Raw genomic sequence first — 19,593 nt, forward strand, 5'->3', positions numbered from 1 at the left:
CGCGCCGCATACCCGCCGTCGGCCGGTTCGCACCCGTCAGGCGCTTCGCAGCCCCCGGTCCGCCGTCGCCGCCGGCCGGCGCACCCCGAAGGCCGGATTGCCGAGCAGCCAGGCCAGGTACGCCGGATGCGGCGCCAACGCGTCGGTGTACGCCACCAGCGCCGTGTCCAGCACCAGATCGGCCATTCGGGCGGCAGGGGATTCCGGGTGCCAGCCCAGCATCAGCCGCCAGCGCAGCGGGCTGCCGGCCAGCCGCCGGGTCACCAGGCCCGCCACCGGCCGGAAGGTGGCCTGGCACAACGCCACCGCCTCCCCGGCGTCCACCAGGTCGATGCAGCCGCGCACGTCGGCCTCGTACAGCTTGCGCGGGGTGAAGCCGGCCCGGGCGCAGGCGGCGGCGAAACAGTCACCGAAGCAGCCGTCTCCCGGGGCCGCCACCCACTGCTCGTGCCGCAGCTCGGCCAACGCCACCTCGCTGCGCCCGGCCAGCGGATGGGTCTCCGGCAGCAGCACCATCACCGGGTCGACGGCCACCTCCCGCCAGCTCAACCCGTAGTCCGCCGACGGGGTGGAGTCCCCGCACACCCCGGTCAACGCGTAGTCCAGCCGCCCACCGGCGACCAGTTGCGCCAACTCGTCGACCGACCAGGACGCGTACGTGGTGATCTGCGCCTGGGGTTGCTCGGCGGCCAGCCGGTGCACCAGCCGACCCAGGATCGGGCTGTTCACCCCGCCGAAGCGGTAGCGGCGGGGGGCGTCGCCGGCCCCGGCCAGCCGGGCCGCCTCGTCCTGGAGTCCCTTCATCGCCGGCAGCAGCACCCGCGCCCGGGCGAGCACCAGCTCGCCCAGAGCGGTCGGCCGGGCGCCGCGCCGGTCCCGTTCGAACAGCGGACCGCCCAGGGTTCGTTCGATGCGCTGGAGCTGGGCGGTCAGCGCCGGCTGCGCCAGGCCGAGCGTGGAGGCCGCCTTCGTCACGCTGCCCGTCTCGGCGATGGCGCAGACCACCCGCAGGTGCCGCAACTCCAGATTCATAGCGTGACGGTAGGGCCACGGAGCATCCGGCGGAAGGGCCCGGACGGATCAACGACCATGAACATGTCGGCGGTGACTCAGCGTTGCGGCGGCTCCGCGACCTCGCTCAGTTGGGTGTGCCGGCCGGTGACCGCGTCCCGGAACTTGTCGACCAGCGCCACCGCCGGCTCGACGATCCGGTTCCACGGCGGAGTGTGCGGGATCCCCGGGTGCGGCCGGGTCGGCGCGGCCTCCTCGGCGATCTCCAACCGGTTGCCGAGCCGGATCAGCTCCTCCTCGGTGGCCGCCGCGCAGAGCCGCTCGACCAGGGCGTCCACGGCCACCACGTGCGCGTCGAGCAGGTTGGCGACCATGGGCAGCCGGTCGTCGTCGAGCCCGTGCAGCGCCATCAGCAGCGCGGCGTCGCCGGCCAGGACGTCGGCGACCGGCTGGTCGACGTCCTCCAGTGCCTGCCGGATGGCGGGCAGCAGGCACTGCTCCTCGGCCGCCAGGTGTCGGGACAGCGCCGCGACCAGGATCTCCCGACCGTGCGCCGGATCCGGGCCGGGCTCGACCAGCCGCCGGGTCAGGCTCAGCAACTGCTGGTGCTCCTCGGCGATGGTGGCGGCGATGCTCTGCCCGGCGGGCTGATAACCGTCGCCGGTCGACGGTGGCAGCGGCGGCAGGTGGACGGACACGGTCCCTCCTCGGCTGGGCGGGCGGAGCGACGATGATATGGCATTCGGACGCGCGCGCAGTACCCGCACTCACCCGGGCCGAAACGGCAGGCTGGTATGAAGGGGCGATGACGAGCGACGCGCACCCCGCCTTCCCCGCGCCGACCGACGAGGTCGTCGACCTCTGCCGGGACCTGCTGCGCATCGACACCACCAACACCGGCGACAACGCCACCAGCGTCGGCGAGCGCCTCGCCGCCGAGTACGTCGCCGAGAAGCTGGCCGAGGTCGGCATCACCCCGCAGATCCACGAGTCCGCCCCCGGGCGGGCCAACGTGATCGCCCGGATCCCCGGCGCCGACCCGAGCCGGGGCGCGCTGCTGGTGCACGGCCACCTGGACGTGGTGCCCGCCGACGCCGACGAGTGGTCGGTGCACCCGTTCTCCGGCGAGTTGCGCGACGGCTACCTGTGGGGCCGGGGCGCCATCGACATGAAGGACTTCGACGCGATGGTGCTCGCCGTGGTGCGCCACTGGCAGCGCACCGGCGTCCGTCCGCCGCGCGACATCGTGCTCGCGTACACCGCCGACGAGGAGGCCGGCAGCGAGTACGGCGCGCACTACCTGGTCACCCGGCACCGGGAGCTGTTCGACGGGTGCACCGAGGGCATCGGCGAGGTCGGCGGCTTCTCGTACACGGTGGACGAGTCGCGGCGGCTCTACCTGATCGAGACCGCGCAGAAGGGCATCGACTGGCTGCGGCTGCACGCCAAGGGTCGGCCCGGGCACGGCTCGATGGTGCACGACGACAACGCGGTCACCGCGCTGGCCGAGGCGGTGGCCCGGATCGGCCGGCACCGCTTCCCGGTGGTGGTCACCGACACCGTACGGGCCTTCCTGGAGGAGGTCTCCGAGGTGCTCGGCATCGAGCTGGACCCGGAGGACCCGGAGACCGCCATCGCCAAGCTCGGCCCGATCGCCAACATCATCGGCGCCACCATCCGCAACACCGCCAACCCCACCCGGCTCGCCGCCGGCTACAAGGACAACGTGATCCCCGGCCGGGCCAGCGCCACCATCGACTGCCGCAGCCTGCCCGGCCAGTCCGAGCTGCTGGAACGGCAGTTACGCGAGCTGGTCGGCCCGGACATCGCCATCGAGTACGTCCAGCGCCAGCCCGCCCTGGAGACCACCTTCGACGGCGATCTGGTCGCGGCGATGTCCGCCGCGCTGGTCGCCGAGGATCCGGGCGCCCGGCCGGTGCCGTACATGCTCTCCGGCGGCACCGACGCTAAGGCGTTCGCCCACATCGGCGTACGGTGTTTCGGCTTCGCGCCGCTGCGGCTGCCGGCCGACCTGAACTTCTCCGCGCTGTTCCATGGCATCGACGAGCGGGTACCGGTGGACGGACTACAGTTCGGCGTGCGGGTTCTCGACCGGTTCCTGCGCACCTGTTAGTAAGTGAGAGGGACACCTCATGACCGACCAGCACGGTGAGCTGGAAGCCGCACTCGAGCGCGTGATCGAAGCGGCCCGCCACCACCTGGCCGCCGTCCGCGCCGCCGAGGGCCGGATCGACGACGACGACGTCTGGCAGGCGTACGTCGCGTTGAACAACGCGTCGTTCGCCTACGACGAGCAACTCATGGACGCCTTCGGTGAGGTGACTCCGTGGGACGTCGAGTCGATCGACCCGAACGAGGCCGACCAGCGTTTCGGCGGCGCCGAGGGCGTGGAGCCGACCGACCCGCACCCGCAGGTGATCTCGGTACGCCAGCGCCGCGACTACCGCGTACCCAGCGTCTCCGCGCTGATCCGCGTCGCCGAGGCGGCCCGCCGCGAGGGCGCCCCCGGCGAGGACCAGGTGCCGCCGGTGGAGGGCGTCGGCGAGGCGGTGCTGGAGTTGCTGCAGAGCGGCGACGGTTCGCTCGGCGCGCTCGACGTGCCGGAGCTGGAGCCGCTCGACGGCGTGGTGATGGTCAGCGAGGTCGGCACCCCGGTCGACCTGGAGTCGTTCGACGACGACGACCCGGTGGGCCCGTTCCAGCCGGCGGCGGACGACCGGCTGGTCGGCCGACTCGACGAGCACCCGTTCATGGAGCTCGACGACGAGCACGACCACGTACACTGACCCCACGTGTCCTTCGGTGGTGGGTACGTCTGTCGTCGCCGGAGCAGCGACAGATCTACCCACCGCCGGGTGGGCCTGGCCGCGTCCCGTCAGTAGGACAGGCCGGGCTGCGGGGAGCCGTTGGCCAGGCGGCGGCGCAGCACCACCTGACGGGTGCCGTCACGGAACAGCCGTACCCGGGCCAACTCCCACCCGCTGAACTCGGCCTGGATCGCCAGTTGCGCGGCGGCGGTCAACCGGTCGACGTTCGGCGGTAACCGCAGCGGCGCGTACTCGTAGTCCATGAGCCCTATGCTGCCCATTCGGAGCCGCCGCGCGCCACCCTCGGCGGAAGTCGGGCACCTCACCCGTCGCGTTCGGGGTATCCGACCTCCAGGGCCGAGACGTCGTCCAGCGCCGTGGTGATCTCCTCCGGCAGCGTCATCCGCTCCACCTGTAGGGCGCCGAGCAGTTGCCCGGAGGTCCGCGCGCCGAGGATCGGCGCGGTCACGCCGGGCCGGTCCCGGATCCAGGCCAGCGCCACCTCCAGCGGGGAGACCCCGAGGCCACCGGCGGCGGTGGCGACCGCCTCCACGATGCTGGAGCAGCGCGGCTCCAGGTAGGTGGCGACGAAGCGTTCGAAATGGGGCGACACCGCCCGGGAGTCCGCCGGGCGCCCGTGCCGGTACTTGCCGGTGAGTACCCCCCGACCCAGCGGCGACCAGGGCAGCACGCCCAGCCCGAGCGCCTCGCAGGCCGGCAGCACCTCACGTTCGACACCCCGTTCCAGCAGGGAGTACTCCACCTGGGCGGCGACCACCGGGGCGCGTCCGGGCCAGGCCGCCTGCCAGGCCGCCGCCCGGGCGGTCTGCCAGCCGGAGAAGTTCGACACGCCGACGTAGCGGACCCGCCCACTGGCCACCGCGTGGTCCAGCGCGGCCAGGGTCTCCTCCAGCGGCGTGACCGGATCGTAGCCGTGTACCTGGAACAGGTCGACATGGTCGGTTCCCAGGCGTCGCAGCGAGGCGTCGAGCGTACGCAGCAGGTGTCCCCGAGAGCCGTCACGGCGGCGGGGACCACCCGGGCGCAACCCCGCCTTCGTGGCGATGAGCAGGTCGTCGCGGGGCACCAGCGTGCCCAGCAGCGAGCCGATCACCGACTCGGCGTCACCGTCGCCGTACACGTCGGCGGTGTCGATCAGGTTGCCACCCGCGTCCAGGTAGCTCTTCAGTTGCGCAGCGGCGTCGTCGGCGTCGGTGTCCCGGCCCCAGGTCATGGTGCCGAGCGCGAGCCGGGAAACCGCCAGCCCGCTTCGGCCGAGCGGTCGCTGTTGCATGGGTGAACCTTATTTCGAACGAGGGCCGAACCGATATCCTCGCTCCCGTCGAGTCTGCCCAGACGCACGGCGATTCGGGTGAGCCGGTGATCCTCGCTCTCGGCGGCATTGCGTAACCTGATGCGACTGCGGATGGGGGAGGACTCTGTGCGACTCGGGCTAAACCTCGGATACCAGACAGCCTGGAGCACGCCGGCGGATCATCTGGCCATGGCTCAGGAGGCGGACCGACTCGGCTACTCGGTGGTGTGGGCGGCGGAGGCGTACGGCTCCGACTCACCCAGCATGCTCTCCTGGATGGCCGGGCAGACCGAGCGGATCGACATCGGCAGCGCGGTGATGCAGATCCCGGCCCGTACGCCCGCGATGACCGCGATGACCGCGGCGACCCTCGACGCGCTCTCCGGCGGCCGGTTCCGGCTCGGCCTGGGCGTCTCCGGCCCACAGGTCTCCGAGGGCTGGCACGGCGTACGGTTCGGCAAGCCGCTGGCCCGCACACGCGAGTACGTGGACATCGTGAAGCTGGCGGTGGCCCGCAAGGAGGTCGCCTACGACGGCGAGTTCTACCAGTTGCCGCTGCCCGACGGTCCCGGCAAGGCGCTGCGGCTGGGTTTCCACCCGCCGCGTGAGCACATCCCGATCTACCTCGCCGCGGTCGGTCCCAAGAACCTGGAGCTGGCCGGCGAGATCGCCGACGGCTGGTTGGCCGTCTTCTACGCCCCCGAGTTCGCGCAGGAACAGCTCGCGGCGGTAGGCGCCGGCCGGGCCAAGGTCGGCAAGGAACTGGTCGGCTTCGACGTGGTGCCGTCCGTGCCGGTCGTGGTCGGCGACGACGTCGACTCGTGCGCGCAGTTGGTGCGCTGGTACGCCGCCCTCTACGTGGGCGGGATGGGCAGCCGGCAGCAGAACTTCTACAACCAGTTGGCGACCCGGATGGGATACGGCGACGCCGCCCGCGAGGTGCAGGACCTCTACCTGGCCAAGCGGCAGCGCGACGCGGCGGCGGCGGTGCCGCTGGAGTTCATCGACCGGACCTCGCTGCTCGGTCCCAAGGAACGGATCGCCGAGCGGATGCGCCAGTACGCCGAGTCCGGCGTCACCACCCTGTCGGTCACCCTCTTCGCCGGCGACCGGGACACCGGGGTGCAGACCCTGCGTACCGTGGCCGAGGCACTGGAACTCTCGGGAGTCGGGGAGTGACCTGGATCGAAGCCATCGTCCTGGGCATCGTCCAGGGCCTGACCGAGTTCCTCCCGGTCAGCTCGTCGGGGCACCTGCGAATCACCTCGGCGATCTTCTTCGACCGTGACGCCGGGGCGTCGTTCACCGCGGTCACCCAGCTCGGCACCGAAGCGGCCGTGCTGCTCTACTTCGCCAAGGACATCTGGCGCATCGGCCGCACCTGGACGGTCGGCATCTGGGACTCCTCCGTACGCTCCAGCCTCGACTACCGGATGGGCTGGTACGTGATCGTCGGCTCGATCCCGATCGGGGCGCTCGGTTTCCTGTTCAAGGACCAGATCCGGGAAACCGCCCGGAACCTGTGGGTGGTGGCCACCACCCTGATCGTGTTCGCCTTCGTGCTCGCCTTCGCCGAGTACTGGGGTCGGCAGACCCGGACGTTGAAGGACTTCCGGATGCGCGACGGCGTGGTGATGGGCTTCGCCCAGGCGATGGCGCTGATCCCCGGCGTGTCCCGGTCGGGTGCGACGTTGACCTTCGGTCTCTTCCTCAACCTGACCCGGGAGACGGCGGCCCGCTACTCGTTCCTGCTGGCCATCCCGGCCGTGGTGATGTCCGGGATCTTCAGCCTCGGGGACGTCTTCGAGCCAGCGGCCCCGGGCACCTCGGCGCCGACCGTGGCGCAGATGGTGGTCGCCACGCTGATCGCCTTCGCCGTCGGGTACGCGGCCATCGCCTGGCTGCTGCGCTTCGTCGCGCACCACACCCTGTACGTCTTCGTGCTCTACCGGGTGGCGGTCGGCACCCTGGTGTTCGCCCTCCTGCTCACCGGCACCATCAGCGCCACCTGAGTTGATGGAAGGAGGGGGCCCCTGCTGTCGCGTGGTGTATAGCAGGGGGCCCTTCCTAACGCGGACGGCCGGCACCCCCGGGCTGGGGGTGCCGGCCGTCGTGTTCGTGTTCGGGTGGGGGTCAGCTGTTCCAGTGTGCGGCGACGAGGTCGGCGGCTTGCTGTTCCCACTGGGCGTAGTGGTCGGGGAACGCCGACACCTGGACGGTTTGGGCGGCGACGGTCAGCGGCATGTTCTGCCAGCCGTCGACCTGCTTGAGGCCCTTGAGGAAGGCGAGGGTGGCGTATTCGGGGTCGGTGATCTGTTCGACCGTGCCCCAACCGCTGGACGGGCGTTGCTGGAACAGGCCCTGTGAGTCGTGGTCGTTGCGGGCGCCGAGGTGGCCGAGGTTCTCCAGCTTGGATTCCTGGAATGCGGTGCCGATGGCGATGACGGCGGCGCGTTCGTTCATGTCGGCCTTCTTGGTGGCGGCGATGATGGCCTTGGCGTTGTCGATCTGCTCGTCGGTCAGGTCGATGTGGGACTGGGTGCCTTGGACGCCGTGTGGGATCAGTGTGCCGGTGTCGGGCTTGTCGGCTTGGACGGCGGCGGCGATGGGGTTGGTGGGTGTGGTGGTGTCGTGGTTGAGGGGTCCGGCGGCGAGGCCGCCGGCGACGGTGAGTCCGGCGATGGCGAGGACGCTGTTGCGGAGCATGGTGTTCATGGGGGTAGCTCCATTCGGGGGTAGGGCACCGTGGGGGTGTGGTGCCGACGCCGTCTGGCGCTGGTGAACGATCAGGGGAGGCAGGGCCCGGGTCGGGCTGGCTGCTCACAGGTCCGGGGTGTTGGCTCCGCGCGGGGCGTGAGCCGGTTGTCGACGCGCGGTCCAGGTGTAACGGCCGGCGGGGTTCGATGATTCCCGCCGCGCGACGCCGCGTGTGGCGTTGCCGTGGCCCGGTCTGACACTGCCGTCGGTACGCGTGGGCTCGGCCTCGCCGGTACCTGGGTGGCCGGTCCTGGGGTGGCCGGTACCTCGTTACAACGACGTCGGGCCGCCGAGAATTCCACCACCAAACTGGACTTTGCGGACAAATCGCTCAGGTGGGTTGGCTGGTTCGGGGAAGAGGCAGAAGGGGTGGGTGGATCTGTTGTCGCTCCAGCGACAACAGATCCACCCACCTCGGGGTTCTGCGCGGGGCGGGGATGTGAGGAGGGGTCCCCTGCTATGCATCAGGCGTTAGCAAGGTGCCCCTTCCTTACACACCAACCCCAGCCGGCTCCGGGCGCGGCGGGGTATGCGTGCCGTTCGCGAGGAATGTCGGGTTCGGGTCGGTGGCGGGACGGGCCGGGGCGGGCGGCGGTGAGGGCCTAGGGTGGTGCGGGTGGCGACACTTCTGCTCCTGCGACACGGACGCACCACCGCCAACGCCGACGGCGGACTGGCCGGTCGGCAGCCGGTCGAACTGGACGACACCGGTCGGACCCAGGCCAGCGCCGTCGGCGAGCGCCTGGGGGGTCTGCCGCTGGCCGCCGTGGTGACCAGCCCGCTCATCCGCTGCCGGCAGACCCTGGAACTCGCCCTGCCGCAGGCCGCGCCGGTCGTCGAGGACGGGCTCATCGAGTGCGGGTACGGCACCTGGGAGGGCCAGCCGTTGAAGAAGCTGGCCAAGGAGCCCCTCTGGGCGGTGGTGCAGCAGCATCCGAGCGCGGCGGTCTTCCCCGAGGGGGAGGCGATGGCGCAGATGGCGGCCCGTGCCGTCGCGGCGGTACGCGCCTGGGACGCCCGGATCACCGCCGAGCACGGCCCGGAGGCGGTCTGGCTGGCCTGTAGCCACGGCGACGTGATCAAGGCGATCGTCGCCGACGCGCTCGGCGTACACCTGGATCTCTTCCAGCGGATCGTGGTCGACCCGGCGTCGGTGACCGCGATCCGCTACACGCCGCTGCGTCCCTTCCTGGTACGCCTCAACGACGTCGGCGGCGACCTGTCCGGGTTGGTGCCTCCGGTCCGCAAGCGGCGTCGCCGGGCCGCCCGGCCGACGGACTCGGATGCCGCCGTGGGCGGCGGTGCGGGCGGCGTGCGGTGACTCGGGTCGGTGGGGTGCGCGGCGTGCGGGGGCGCCGGATAGGGTCGTGGGTATGACGCACCAGGTGCACGCCTTCGAGCCGCCTGAGCGGTTCGTCGCCGGGACCGTCGGGCCGCCGGGGGAGCGTACGTTCTTCCTCCAGGCCCGCGGCGGCGGCCGGGTGGTCAGCGTCGCGCTGGAGAAGGTCCAGGTCTCGTTGCTCGCCGAGAAGCTGGAGGAACTGCTCACCGAGGCGCAGCGCCGCTTCGGCGTCGATCTGCCCGAGGCACCCGCCTCGCTCGGTGACAACGAGCCGCTGGAGACGCCGGTCGACGAGGAGTTCCGGGTCGGCACCCTGGGGTTGGCCTTCGACGCGGACTCCGCGACCGTGGTCATCGAGGCGATCGCCGTCGGCGAGACCGAGAGTGAGCTGGAGCTGGGGGAGTCGGAGGAGGACGAGGCCGACGACGTCGAGCCGGACGAGGACCTCGACCGGCTCCGGGTCCGGCTGACGCCCGAGGCGACTCGCGAGTTCATTGAGCGGGCGCGGCGCGTGGTCAACGCCGGCCGTCCCCCGTGTCCGCTGTGCGGCCAGCCGCTCGACCCGGCCGGTCACCTCTGCCCCCGGAACAACGGCTACCACCGGTGACCTCGTCCGGCCTGGCACCCCGGCAGGACGGTGGCGCGGCGTTGCGGCTGTTGCGCGACGGTGACCTGAGCATCGAGGGCCGGCTGGTCGACGCCTCCAACACCACCCTGCGCGGCATCCTCACCCTGGACGGCGTGACCGCCCGCTGCGTCTACAAGCCGGTCCGCGGTGAGCGTCCGCTGTGGGACTTCCCGGACGGCACCCTCGCCGGCCGGGAGGTGGCCGCCTACCTGGTCTCCGCCGCCAGCGGCTGGGACCTGGTGCCGCCCACGGTGCTGCGGGACGGCCCGTTCGGCCCCGGCTCCTGCCAACTGTGGATCGACGAGCCGGACGACGCCGAACCGCTCGTCGGGTTCGTGCCGGCCGACGCCGTACCGCCCCGCTGGTTCCCGGTGGCGGCGGCCCGCGACGACGACGGCACCGCGTACGCGCTGGCCCACGCCGACGACCCGCGACTGGCGCGACTCGCGGTGCTCGACGCGGTGATCAACAACGCCGACCGTAAGGGCGGCCACGTGCTGGTCGGTCCGGACGACCGGCTGTACGGCGTCGACCACGGCGTCAGCTTCCACGTCGAGGAGAAGCTGCGTACGGTGCTGTGGGGCTGGGCCGGCCGACAGTTGCCGCCGGACGCCGTCGAGACGCTGGACCGGCTCGCCGTCCAGGTCGCCGGTCCGCTCGGTGACGACCTCGCCGACCACCTCACCATCGGTGAGATCGCCGAGCTGGCCGCCCGGATCGGGCGGCTGCGTGGGGAGTGCCGTTTCCCGCAGCCGTCCCACGACTGGCCGGCCGTGCCGTGGCCGCCGGTGTGACCATGTCGGCTTGATCACTGACGAGCCCGGCGTGACGCCCGCGGTCGGCTGGCTAGGCTGACGGTCATGGAGTCTTGGGTGGGGCACGAGGTGCCGCGGCTGCCGGGCAGGGGTGGGCCGCTGAGGTTGTTCGACTCGGCGCGGCAGGGTGTGCACCCGACCGACGGACCGACCTCCATGTACGTCTGCGGCATCACGCCGTACGACGCCACACACCTGGGACACGCCGCCACCATGATCACCTTTGATCTGGTGCAGCGGATGTGGCGCGACGCGGGCCACGAGGTGCGGTACGTGCAGAACGTCACCGACATCGACGACCCACTGCTGGAACGCGCCGAACGCGACGGCGAGGACTGGAAGGTCCTGGCGATGCGGGAGACGGCGCTGTTCCGGGAGGACATGGAGGCGCTGCGGATCATTCCGCCGGCCCACTACGTCGGTGCCGTGGAGTCGATCCCGGACATCGCCGAGAAGGTGCTGCTGCTGCTCAAGGACGGCGCCGCTTACCGTCTGGAGGACGGCACCGGAGACGTCTACTTCGACGTCTCCACCGCACCGCGCTTCGGCTACGAGTCCAACCTGTCCCGCGCCGAGATGCTGGAGATCTTCCCCGAGCGCGGCGGCGACCCGGACCGGGCCGGCAAACGCGACCCGCTGGACCCGCTGCTGTGGCGCGGGGCCCGCGACGGTGAACCCTGCTGGCCCGGGGGCGACCTCGGCCCCGGCCGCCCCGGCTGGCACATCGAGTGCACCGTCATCGCGCTGAACCTGCTCGGCGCCACCATCGGCGTCCAGGGCGGCGGCAACGACCTCGTCTTCCCGCACCACGAGTGCTCCGCCGCGCACGCCGAACGGCTCACCGGCACGCTGCCCTTCGCCGAGCACTACGTACACGCCGGCATGATCGGCCTGGACGGCGAGAAGATGTCCAAGTCCCGCGGCAACCTGGTCTTCGTCTCCCGGCTGCGCGCCGACCGGGTCGACCCGATGGCCGTCCGGTTGGCCCTGCTCACCGGCCACTACCGCGCCGACCGTTCCTGGACCGACGACCTGCTGACCACCGCGCAGGAGCGTCTGGCCCGCTGGCGTCGGGCCGCCGTCGCTCCCGCCGGGCCGTCCGGCCAGACCTTCCTCTCCGCCGTACGCGACCGCCTCACCGACGACCTGGACTCCCCGGGGGCGGTGCGCCTGGCCGACGAGTGGGCCGAACGCACCCTCGCCGGTGCGGCCGACGATCCGGCCGCCCCGGCCCTGTTCGCCACCACCCTGGACGCCCTCCTCGGCATCCGCCTCTGACCCTCGCCCCGCCGCGCCCTGCCCCGCACCCGCCGCATCCTGCTGCGAGGAGTGGGGGTCAGCCGAGGACCAGGCCGGGGTCGGGGTCGGGGGCGCTGGTGGGGGCGGGGATCGGGTACTCCTCGGTCAGCGTGGTCACCGGTCCGGGCCAGGTGGCCTGGGCGACTTCGATGGGCTTGCGGTGCGCGTCGTACGCCACGTGCAGCAGGTGCAGCACCGGGGTGTCCGGCCGGATCTGGAGGGTCTCGGCCTCCTCGCGGCTGGGCTGGCGTGCGGTGATGGTGTCGGTGGCGGTCGCGTACCGGCGTCCGGTGGCCTCCTCCGCCTCCTGATAGAGCGGGCGGCCGAAGGCCTCGGCGCGTTCCAGTGTGGTGCCGGCGGTGTCGGCGGGCAGGAACCAGGAGGCGCCCACCTCGACCGGTGAGTCCTCGGTGCGGACCAGGTGGCGGCGGCAGAGCAGGTCGGTGCCGTCGGGTACGCCGAACGCGTCGGCGACCTCGGGCGGTGCGGGGGAGCGGCCGACGGCGACGAGTTGTTGGCGGTACCGGGCGGCCAGGTCGGTGTGGTAGCCCCGGAAGCCGCCGTAGCGACCGCGGGAGAGCCGGTTGAGTCGCCGCCGGGTGCCGCGCACGTACGTGCCGGAGCCGGGTTTGGTGATCAGGATGCCTTCGACGCGGAGCTGGTCGACGGCGCGTTGCACGGTCTGCTTGGCCACGCCGAACATCTCGGCGATGGCCGGGATGGACGGTAGCCGCTCACCCGGCCCCCAGTCGCCCCGGCGGATCTGCGTCTTGAGCTGTGCGGCGATCTGCCGGTGCGGGAACTCTGCGGCACCCGGGTTGATCTGCATTCCCCGACCCCCTATCAGCTAGGTTCCTAGGATGCCCTACGGGGTGTGGGCCGCGCCACCCCGACACGACAGAGGTCGACGAACAGACGCCCCGGACACGATCACGTGTCCGGGGCGTCGCGCGGAGAGGGGGAAGTCGGCTACCAGGAGCCGGCGGTCGGGCCGGCGGAGCCGCCACGGCGGCGCAGGTACTTCTCGAACTCCTGCGCGATCTCGTCCCCGGTCAACGGGGTGATGCCCGCGTCGCCGACGCGTTCCTCCAGCTCACGGACGTACTCGCCGAGTTCGGCGTCCTGCTCGGCGGCGCTGCGGACCCGCTGCTCCCACTCGGCGGCCTCCTCGGCCAGGTCGGCCATCGGCACCGGCAGGTCGAGCACCTCCTCGACCCGGTGCAGCAGGGCGAGCGTGGCCTTGGGGCAGGGCGGGTTGTTGGCGTAGTGCGGCACGTGCACCCAGAACGAGACGGCGTCGACCTCGGCCCGGGTGCAGGCGTCGTGCAGCACGCCGACGATGCCGGTCGGTCCGTCGTACCGGGTGGGGGTGAGCTGGTAGCGGCGGGCGGCGTCGGCGTCGGAGGCGCTGCCGCTGATCGGCAGCGGCCGGGTGTACGGCACGTCGGCCAGCAGCGCGCCGAGCAGGACCACCCGCTCGACCTCCAGGCTGTGGCAGATCTCCAACACCTGCTCACAGAAGGTGCGCCAGCGCATGCTGGGCTCGATGCCCCGGATCAGCACCACGTCGCGTTCGGTGCCGGAGGGGCTGGCCACGGTGAACCGGGTGGTCGGCCACTCGACCCGTCGGGTGGCACCGTCGGACATCGTGATGGTGGGCCGGCTGACCTGGAAGTCGTAGAAGTCCTCCGGGTCCAGTTCGGTGATCGGCCGTGCCTCCCACACCTGTTCCAGATGTTCCACGGCGGCGGTCGAGGCGTCGGCGGCGTCGTTCCACCCCTCGAAGGCGGCGATGGCCACCGGGGATCGCAGCACCGGCAACCCGTCGAACTCGGTCACGCCGTCACCTCACCCTGCTCGTCGCCGACGGCCTCGGTCGGCCGCCCGCCGTGCGTGGTGGTGTCGCTGATGTCCCTCACATCAGTCAGCCTACGTGCCGCGCCCGTACCCGGCCCGTCGGCCGCGCCGGATCCCCGGCCCGTCACCACGGCCGGTGGCGGCCGGAGGGGCCGGGTGTAGCGCGCATAGTGGGCGAAAGCGGGCAGGTGATCCCGGCGACACAATGTGGGAACGGCCGCACGTGGGGATGCGGGGACACCGTGTCGCACTAACCTGAGAGCGTGCGGACTTCGTTGCTCGATGCGCTGGCAGACCGGATCCTCGTCACCGACGGGGCGATGGGCACGATGCTTCAGGCCGCGGACCTGACCCTCGACGACTTCGACGGTCTGGAGGGGTGCAACGAGATCCTCAACGTCACCCGTCCGGACGTGGTGCGTGGGGTGCACGAGGCGTACCTGGCCGCGGGCGCGGACTGTGTGGAGACGAACACCTTCGGTGCCAACCTGCCGAACCTCGCCGAGTACGACATCCCCGAGCGGATCTGGGAGCTGTCCGAGGTGGGGGCGCGGCTGGCCCGGGAGGCCGCCGACGCGTACTCGACGCCGGAGCGACCCCGCTGGGTGCTCGGCTCGATCGGCCCCGGGACCAAGCTGCCCACGCTCGGGCACGCCGCGTACGCCACGCTGCGCGACGCGTACCAGCAGAACGCCGGTGGCCTGATTGCCGGTGGCGCGGACGCGCTGATCATCGAGACCTGTCAGGACCTGCTCCAGGTCAAGGCCGCGGTGACCGGGTCGAAGCGGGCGATGGCCGAGGCGGGCGTCCAGGTGCCGATCATTTGCCATGTGGCGGTCGAGACCACCGGCACCATGCTGCTGGGCAGCGAGATCGGCGCGGCGCTGACCGCGATCGAGCCGCTCGGGGTGGACCTGATCGGGCTGAACTGCTCGACCGGCCCGGCCGAGATGGGCGAGCACCTGCGCTACCTGGCCCAGCACTCGCGCATCCCGGTGTCGGTGATGCCCAACGCCGGCCTGCCGGTGCTCACCGCCGACGGCGCGTACTTCCCGCTCGGCCCGGAGGACATGGCCGACGCCCTGGAGCGGTTCGTCGTCGAGTACGGCGTCGCGCTGGTCGGTGGCTGTTGCGGCACCACGCCGGAGCACATCCGGGTGCTCTCCGAGCGGATCCGCGACGTGCGGCCGGTGGTCCGCGAGCCACGCGCCGACGCCGGTGTCTCCTCGATCTACCACCACGTGCCGTTCGCCCAGGACGCCAGCGTGCTGATGGTGGGGGAGCGGACCAACGCCAACGGCTCCAAGGCGTTCCGGGAGGCGATGCTCGCCGCCGACTGGCAGGCCTGTGTGGAGATCGCCCGGAGCCAGGCCCGGGACGGCTCGCACCTGCTGGACCTCTGCATCGACTACGTGGGGCGCGACGGCACCACCGACATGCGGGAGCTGGCCGGACGTTTCGCCACCGCCTCCACGCTGCCGATCATGTTGGACTCGACCGAGCCGGCGGTGATCGAGGCCGGGTTGGAGATGCTGGGCGGCCGGTGCGTGGTCAACTCGGTCAACTTCGAGGACGGCGACGGCCCCGACTCCCGCTACGCGCGGGTCATGCCGGTGGTCGCCGAGCACGGCGCCGCCGTGGTCGCGCTGCTCATCGACGAGGAGGGCCAGGCCCGCACGGCGGAGTGGAAGGTACGCGTCGCCGGCCGGCTCATCGAGGACCTGACCAGCCGCTGGGGCCTGCGCCGCGCCGACATCCTCATCGACGCGCTGACCTTCCCGATCGCCACCGGCCAGGAGGAGACCCGCCGCGACGGCATCGAGACCATCGAGGCGATCCGGGAGATCGCCCGCCGCTGGCCGGGCGTGAACTTCACGCTGGGCATCTCGAACGTCTCGTTCGGCCTCAACCCGGCGGCCCGCCAGGTGCTCAACTCGGTCTTCCTGCACGAGTGCGTGCAGGCCGGTCTGACCTCGGCCATCGTGCACGCCAGCAAGATCCTGCCGATGTCCAAGATCCCCGACGAGCAGCGGGAGATCGCCCTCGACCTGGTCTACGACCGCCGCCGCGAGGGCTACGACCCGGTGCAGCGGTTCATCGAGGTCTTCGAGGGCGTCGACGCCGCGTCGGCACGCGCCACCCGGGCCGAGGAGTTGGCCGCGCTGCCGCTCCACGAGCGGCTCAAGCGGCGGATCATCGACGGCGAGCGCAACGGCCTGGAGGCCGACCTGGACGCCGCGATGGCCGCCGGCACCGCCCCGCTGCTCATCATCAACGACATCCTGCTGGACGGCATGAAGGTCGTCGGTGAACTGTTCGGCTCCGGCCAGATGCAGTTGCCGTTCGTGCTCCAGTCCGCCGAGGTGATGAAGACCGCGGTGGCCTACCTCGAACCGCACATGGAGAAGGCCGACGACGGCGGCAAGGGCCGCATCGTGCTCGCCACCGTCAAGGGCGACGTCCACGACATCGGCAAGAACCTGGTCGACATCATCCTGTCCAACAACGGCTACGAGGTGGTGAACATCGGCATCAAGCAGCCGATCTCCGCCATCCTGGACGCCGCCGAGCAGCACCGCGCCGACGCCATCGGCATGTCCGGCCTGCTGGTCAAGAGCACGGTCATCATGAAGGAGAACCTGGTCGAGATGGCCACGCGCGGGGTCGCGGAGCGCTGGCCGGTCCTGCTCGGCGGCGCGGCACTGACCCGGGCGTACGTCGAGGACGACCTGCGGTCGATGTTCCCCGGCCAGGTGCACTACGCCCGCGACGCCTTCGAGGGACTCTCCCTGATGGACCGGGTGATGGCCGCCAAGCGCGGCGGGGCACCCGTGGTCGACGCCGAGCGGGAGGCCGCCCTGGCGGCCCGGCGGGCCCGCCGCGAGCGGCAGCGCGCCGTGGTCGCCGAGTCGCTGCCGGAGCTGAGCGACACCTCGGTCCGCTCCGACGTGGCCGCCGACGTGCCGGTGCCGCGCGCACCGTTCTTCGGCACCCGGGTGGTCAAGGGCGTGCCGCTGGCCGACTACGCGGCGCTGCTGGACGAGCGGGCCACCTTCATGGGCCAGTGGGGCCTGCGGGGCGCACGGGGCGGCAAGGGTCCGTCCTACGAGGAACTGGTGGAGACCGAGGGCCGGCCCCGGCTGCGCTACTGGCTGGATCGCCTGATCGCCGACAAGGTGCTGGAGGCGGCCGTGGTGTACGGCTACTTCCCGGCGTACTCCGAGGGCAACGACCTGGTGGTGCTGGACGAGAACGGCCACGCCGAGCGGGCCCGGTTCACCTTCCCCCGGCAGCGCCAGGAACGGCGCCTCTGCCTCGCCGACTTCTTCCGCCCGCGCGGCGACGACCTGGACGTGGTGGCCCTGCAACTGGTCACCGTGGGCCAGCCGGTCAGCGAGTACGCGGCCAAGCTGTTCGCCCGCAACGAGTACCGCGACTACCTGGAGGTGCACGGGCTGTCCGTGCAGCTCACCGAGGCGTTGGCCGAGTACTGGCACAAGCGGGTCCGCTCCGAGTTGACCCTGCCCGACGGCCGTACCGTCGCCGCCGACGACCCCACGGACCTCGCTGGCCTGCTCCGCACCGACTACCGGGGCTGCCGGTACGCGTTCGGCTACCCGGCCTGCCCGGACCTGGAGGACCGGGCGAAGATCGTGGAGTTGCTCGGTGCGGAGCGCATCGGCGTGCAGTTGTCCGAGGAGTTCCAGCTCATGCCGGAGCAGGCCACCGACGCCATCGTGGTCCACCACCCGGAGGCCAGCTACTTCAACGCCAAGTGACGACCGCAGGTGCCGTGACCTGCACTTTCGGCACCTCATGATCGATAGTGTGCGCGCCCGGTCCGCGCAGAAGGTCACGCTCGATCCGAGATCGAGTGGCTATTGTCGGGCTTGGATGCCACTCGATCCCTGATCGAGCGTGACCTTGCGGTGGCTTCACGGCCGCCCGCCGCGGGGGCCGCCCGTGTGCGTTCGTCGGGCCGACGTTCGGTGGCACCGGAGGGGCCGTTCCCTCGACGTGCCGTACCGCTGCCGAGGGGGCGGCCGGGGATCACCAGGGGATGGTGCCGTCGTCGTTGGAGAAGGTGCCGGTGGGGCCGTCGTCGGGCAGGGTGGCGAGCCGGATCGGAGTGGCGGCGGCCTCCTCGGCGGGGCGTCCGAGGCCGCCGGTGAAGTCGGTGGCGACCAGGCCGGGGCAAGCAGCGTTGACCAGGATGCGGGTGCCGGCGAGTTGCCGGGCGTAGTGCACGGTCACCGCGTTGAGGTACGACTTCGTCGGTGCGTAGGCGGCCATGATCGGGCCGACCTCGATGGTGGGGTCGGTCTGCCAGGTGAGGGATCCGATGCTGCTGGAGACGTTGACGATGCGCGGGGCGGGGGAGCGGCGCAGCAGCGGCAGCATCGCGTTGGTCACCCGGATCACGCCGTGGACGTTGGTGTCCACGACCGCCCGGACGACGTCCAGGTCGAGGGTGGTCGGGTCCTGCGCCCAGCCCGGCCCGCTCGGTCCGGAGATGCCGGCGTTGTTGACCAGGACGTCCAGGCGTCCGCCCTGGCGATCGATCAGGTGGGCGGCCTCGGTGACGCTGCGGTCGCTGGTGACGTCCAGGGGCACCGGGAAGGCGTCCACCCCGGCGGCGTGCAGCGTCTTCACGGCCGCGTCGCCCCGGGCCTCGTCGCGGGCGCCCACCGCGATCCGGTAGCCGCGTACGCCGAGGCCGGCGGCGATCTGGTAGCCGAGTCCCTTGTTCGCGCCGGTGATCAGCGCGGTCTTCATGTCGCTCATGACGCCGATGGTGGCGCGGCGCGCAGCGGGTTCCTTACACCGTTTCGGTACGTGCTGATACCCCACGGGTATCGGCGCAGTACCGTCGAGAGGTGGACACGCTGGAGACCCGCGAGTTGCGGTACTTCGTGGCCGTCGCGGAGGAGTTGCACTTCACTCGGGCGGCCGAGCGCCTCGGTATCGCCCAGCCGCCGCTGTCGCGGGCGATCCGGCAGCTCGAACGGCGTCTCGGGGTGACGTTGTTCGACCGCGACCGGCGCGGTGTCACGCTCACCGGTGCGGGTCGGGTGCTGCTCGACGAGGCCCGCGCGATCCTGGACGCCACCTCGGCGGCGGCCCGCCGTACCCGCCGGGCGGCGACCGTCCCGCCCCGACTGACGCTGGCCACCAAGGCGGGTACGAATCACGAACTGTTGCAGAAGCTCCTGGAGGCGTACGCGGCGGAGCCCGGGGCGGTCGAGGTCGAGGTGCTGCTGTGCGGGATGGGGGACCAGGCGCGGATGCTGCGGGACGGTCGCGCCGACGTGGCGCTGATGCAGCGGCCCTTCGACGACCTGACCGGTTTCGACACCGAGGACCTGGTGACCGAGCAGCAGGTGGCGATCCTGCCGGCCGGGCATCCGCTCGCCGCGCGTACCTCTCTGACCATGGCGGAGATCAGTGACCTGCCGGACCTGCCGGTGGCCCGGTGGCCGGGTCGGGACGGCGGTTACGCACCCGGCCCGGGGCCGGAGATCCACGACCAGGCGCAGTTGGCCCAGTTGATCGCCCTCGGGCACACCGTGGCGGTCCTCTGTGCCTCGTCCCGGTCCTGGCTGTGGAGTGCGCACACGGCCGTACCGCTGACCGACGCCCCGTACGTCTCGACCGTGCTCGCCTGGCCCGCGCACAGCCGCTCCCGGACGGTGGCCGGGCTGGTCCGGGTCGCGGCCGGACGGTAGAACGGTGTCGGTGCC

General features: G+C 71.8%; 18 protein-coding genes. 10 read left to right on the forward strand and 8 right to left on the reverse strand.

Translation table 11 applies throughout. From position 1 onward, the window contains the following. Positions 1 to 36 precede the first annotated feature (36 nt). Positions 37 to 1,032, reverse strand: coding sequence for a LysR substrate-binding domain-containing protein (locus ACQVFL_RS12280; RefSeq protein ID WP_396694829.1), 996 nt, complete (start codon positions 1,030 to 1,032; stop codon positions 37 to 39). Between the two features lie 77 nt (positions 1,033 to 1,109). Continuing rightward, positions 1,110 to 1,709, reverse strand: a complete 600-nt coding sequence (locus tag ACQVFL_RS12285; protein WP_431729393.1) for a hemerythrin domain-containing protein — start codon at positions 1,707 to 1,709, stop codon at positions 1,110 to 1,112. 107 nt (positions 1,710 to 1,816) lie between these two features. Here ACQVFL_RS12285 and ACQVFL_RS12290 point away from each other — a divergent pair, with 107 nt between their 5' ends. Together ACQVFL_RS12290 and ACQVFL_RS12295 are read left to right on the forward strand one after the other, a co-directional pair. Next, positions 1,817 to 3,145 (forward strand): M20/M25/M40 family metallo-hydrolase, encoded by a 1,329-nt coding sequence (locus ACQVFL_RS12290; RefSeq protein WP_396694825.1) that lies wholly within the window; start codon positions 1,817 to 1,819, stop codon positions 3,143 to 3,145. Between the two features lie 19 nt (positions 3,146 to 3,164). Then, positions 3,165 to 3,818, forward strand: a complete 654-nt coding sequence (locus tag ACQVFL_RS12295) for a hypothetical protein (protein ID WP_396694823.1) — start codon at positions 3,165 to 3,167, stop codon at positions 3,816 to 3,818. An 89-nt stretch (positions 3,819 to 3,907) separates the two neighbouring features. Here ACQVFL_RS12295 and ACQVFL_RS12300 read toward each other — a convergent pair whose 3' ends face one another. Beyond that, positions 3,908 to 4,102 (reverse strand): DUF5703 family protein, encoded by a 195-nt coding sequence (locus ACQVFL_RS12300; RefSeq protein WP_396694821.1) that lies wholly within the window; start codon positions 4,100 to 4,102, stop codon positions 3,908 to 3,910. 59 nt (positions 4,103 to 4,161) lie between these two features. Then, positions 4,162 to 5,133 (reverse strand): aldo/keto reductase, encoded by a 972-nt coding sequence (locus ACQVFL_RS12305; RefSeq protein WP_396694819.1) that lies wholly within the window; start codon positions 5,131 to 5,133, stop codon positions 4,162 to 4,164. A 147-nt stretch (positions 5,134 to 5,280) separates the two neighbouring features. Here ACQVFL_RS12305 and ACQVFL_RS12310 point away from each other — a divergent pair, with 147 nt between their 5' ends. After that, positions 5,281 to 6,333, forward strand: coding sequence for an LLM class F420-dependent oxidoreductase (locus ACQVFL_RS12310; RefSeq protein WP_431729394.1), 1,053 nt, complete (start codon positions 5,281 to 5,283; stop codon positions 6,331 to 6,333). Beyond that, positions 6,330 to 7,166 (forward strand): undecaprenyl-diphosphate phosphatase, encoded by an 837-nt coding sequence (locus ACQVFL_RS12315; protein WP_396694815.1) that lies wholly within the window; start codon positions 6,330 to 6,332, stop codon positions 7,164 to 7,166. Before ACQVFL_RS12310 ends, ACQVFL_RS12315 begins: the two co-directional genes overlap by 4 nt. A gap of 121 nt (positions 7,167 to 7,287) precedes the next feature. Here the strand turns inward: ACQVFL_RS12315 and ACQVFL_RS12320 are convergent, their stop codons facing one another. Next, positions 7,288 to 7,869, reverse strand: coding sequence for a hypothetical protein (locus ACQVFL_RS12320; protein WP_431729395.1), 582 nt, complete (start codon positions 7,867 to 7,869; stop codon positions 7,288 to 7,290). A 649-nt stretch (positions 7,870 to 8,518) separates the two neighbouring features. Between ACQVFL_RS12320 and ACQVFL_RS12325 the strand changes: the two genes are divergently transcribed. From ACQVFL_RS12325 to mshC, 4 genes are all read left to right on the forward strand, one after another. Continuing rightward, the gene (locus tag ACQVFL_RS12325; protein WP_431729396.1) at positions 8,519 to 9,232 is read left to right on the forward strand and encodes an MSMEG_4193 family putative phosphomutase; all 714 of its coding nucleotides are present in this window, start codon (positions 8,519 to 8,521) and stop codon (positions 9,230 to 9,232) included. 52 nt (positions 9,233 to 9,284) lie between these two features. After that, positions 9,285 to 9,860: a DUF3090 domain-containing protein gene (locus tag ACQVFL_RS12330; RefSeq protein WP_117229826.1), complete on the forward strand. Its 576-nt coding sequence runs from the start codon at positions 9,285 to 9,287 to the stop codon at positions 9,858 to 9,860. Next, positions 9,857 to 10,675, forward strand: coding sequence for an SCO1664 family protein (locus ACQVFL_RS12335; protein WP_396694149.1), 819 nt, complete (start codon positions 9,857 to 9,859; stop codon positions 10,673 to 10,675). The genes ACQVFL_RS12330 and ACQVFL_RS12335 overlap by 4 nt, the downstream gene beginning before the upstream one ends. A gap of 66 nt (positions 10,676 to 10,741) precedes the next feature. Next, on the forward strand, positions 10,742 to 11,974 hold the full coding sequence (gene mshC / locus ACQVFL_RS12340; RefSeq protein WP_431729397.1) for a cysteine--1-D-myo-inosityl 2-amino-2-deoxy-alpha-D-glucopyranoside ligase: 1,233 nt from the start codon (positions 10,742 to 10,744) through the stop codon (positions 11,972 to 11,974). Between the two features lie 58 nt (positions 11,975 to 12,032). Here the strand turns inward: mshC and ACQVFL_RS12345 are convergent, their stop codons facing one another. Both ACQVFL_RS12345 and ACQVFL_RS12350 read right to left on the reverse strand, forming a co-directional pair. Next, positions 12,033 to 12,824 carry a GntR family transcriptional regulator gene (locus ACQVFL_RS12345; protein WP_396694145.1) on the reverse strand — a complete coding sequence of 264 codons (792 nt, stop codon included), beginning with the start codon at positions 12,822 to 12,824 and terminating at the stop codon, positions 12,033 to 12,035. Positions 12,825 to 12,964: 140 nt separating this feature from the next. Further along, a complete protein-coding gene (locus ACQVFL_RS12350; RefSeq protein WP_396694143.1) occupies positions 12,965 to 13,834 on the reverse strand; it encodes a PAC2 family protein in 870 nt (289 codons plus the stop codon). 281 nt (positions 13,835 to 14,115) lie between these two features. Between ACQVFL_RS12350 and metH the strand changes: the two genes are divergently transcribed. After that, entirely contained in the window at positions 14,116 to 17,631 is a 3,516-nt protein-coding gene (gene metH / locus ACQVFL_RS12355; RefSeq protein WP_431729398.1) for a methionine synthase, read from the forward strand. 271 nt (positions 17,632 to 17,902) lie between these two features. On the opposite strand, the gene ACQVFL_RS12360 is transcribed toward metH, so the two are convergent. Continuing rightward, on the reverse strand, positions 17,903 to 18,637 hold the full coding sequence (locus ACQVFL_RS12360) for an SDR family oxidoreductase (RefSeq protein ID WP_431729399.1): 735 nt from the start codon (positions 18,635 to 18,637) through the stop codon (positions 17,903 to 17,905). A 101-nt stretch (positions 18,638 to 18,738) separates the two neighbouring features. Here ACQVFL_RS12360 and ACQVFL_RS12365 point away from each other — a divergent pair, with 101 nt between their 5' ends. Further along, positions 18,739 to 19,578, forward strand: a complete 840-nt coding sequence (locus ACQVFL_RS12365) for a LysR family transcriptional regulator (RefSeq protein ID WP_431729820.1) — start codon at positions 18,739 to 18,741, stop codon at positions 19,576 to 19,578. The last annotated feature ends 15 nt before the right edge of the window (positions 19,579 to 19,593 follow it).

The organism is Verrucosispora sp. TAA-831, assembly GCF_050780145.1.
Classification (GTDB): Bacteria; Actinomycetota; Actinomycetes; order Mycobacteriales; family Micromonosporaceae; genus Micromonospora.

Excerpts from the sequence above, each read along its gene's own strand:
- ACQVFL_RS12290 (WP_396694825.1), top strand. The coding sequence starts at position 1,817 with ATGACGAGCGACGCGCACCCCGCCTTCCCCGCGCCGACCGACGAGGTC.
- ACQVFL_RS12320 (WP_431729395.1), bottom strand. The coding sequence starts at position 7,869 with ATGAACACCATGCTCCGCAACAGCGTCCTCGCCATCGCCGGACTCACC.
- ACQVFL_RS12305 (WP_396694819.1), bottom strand. The coding sequence starts at position 5,133 with ATGCAACAGCGACCGCTCGGCCGAAGCGGGCTGGCGGTTTCCCGGCTC.
- ACQVFL_RS12360 (WP_431729399.1), bottom strand. The coding sequence starts at position 18,637 with ATGAGCGACATGAAGACCGCGCTGATCACCGGCGCGAACAAGGGACTC.
- ACQVFL_RS12280 (WP_396694829.1), bottom strand. The coding sequence starts at position 1,032 with ATGAATCTGGAGTTGCGGCACCTGCGGGTGGTCTGCGCCATCGCCGAG.
- mshC (WP_431729397.1), top strand. The coding sequence starts at position 10,742 with ATGGAGTCTTGGGTGGGGCACGAGGTGCCGCGGCTGCCGGGCAGGGGT.
- ACQVFL_RS12345 (WP_396694145.1), bottom strand. The coding sequence starts at position 12,824 with ATGCAGATCAACCCGGGTGCCGCAGAGTTCCCGCACCGGCAGATCGCC.
- ACQVFL_RS12300 (WP_396694821.1), bottom strand. The coding sequence starts at position 4,102 with ATGGACTACGAGTACGCGCCGCTGCGGTTACCGCCGAACGTCGACCGG.
- ACQVFL_RS12330 (WP_117229826.1), top strand. The coding sequence starts at position 9,285 with ATGACGCACCAGGTGCACGCCTTCGAGCCGCCTGAGCGGTTCGTCGCC.
- ACQVFL_RS12295 (WP_396694823.1), top strand. The coding sequence starts at position 3,165 with ATGACCGACCAGCACGGTGAGCTGGAAGCCGCACTCGAGCGCGTGATC.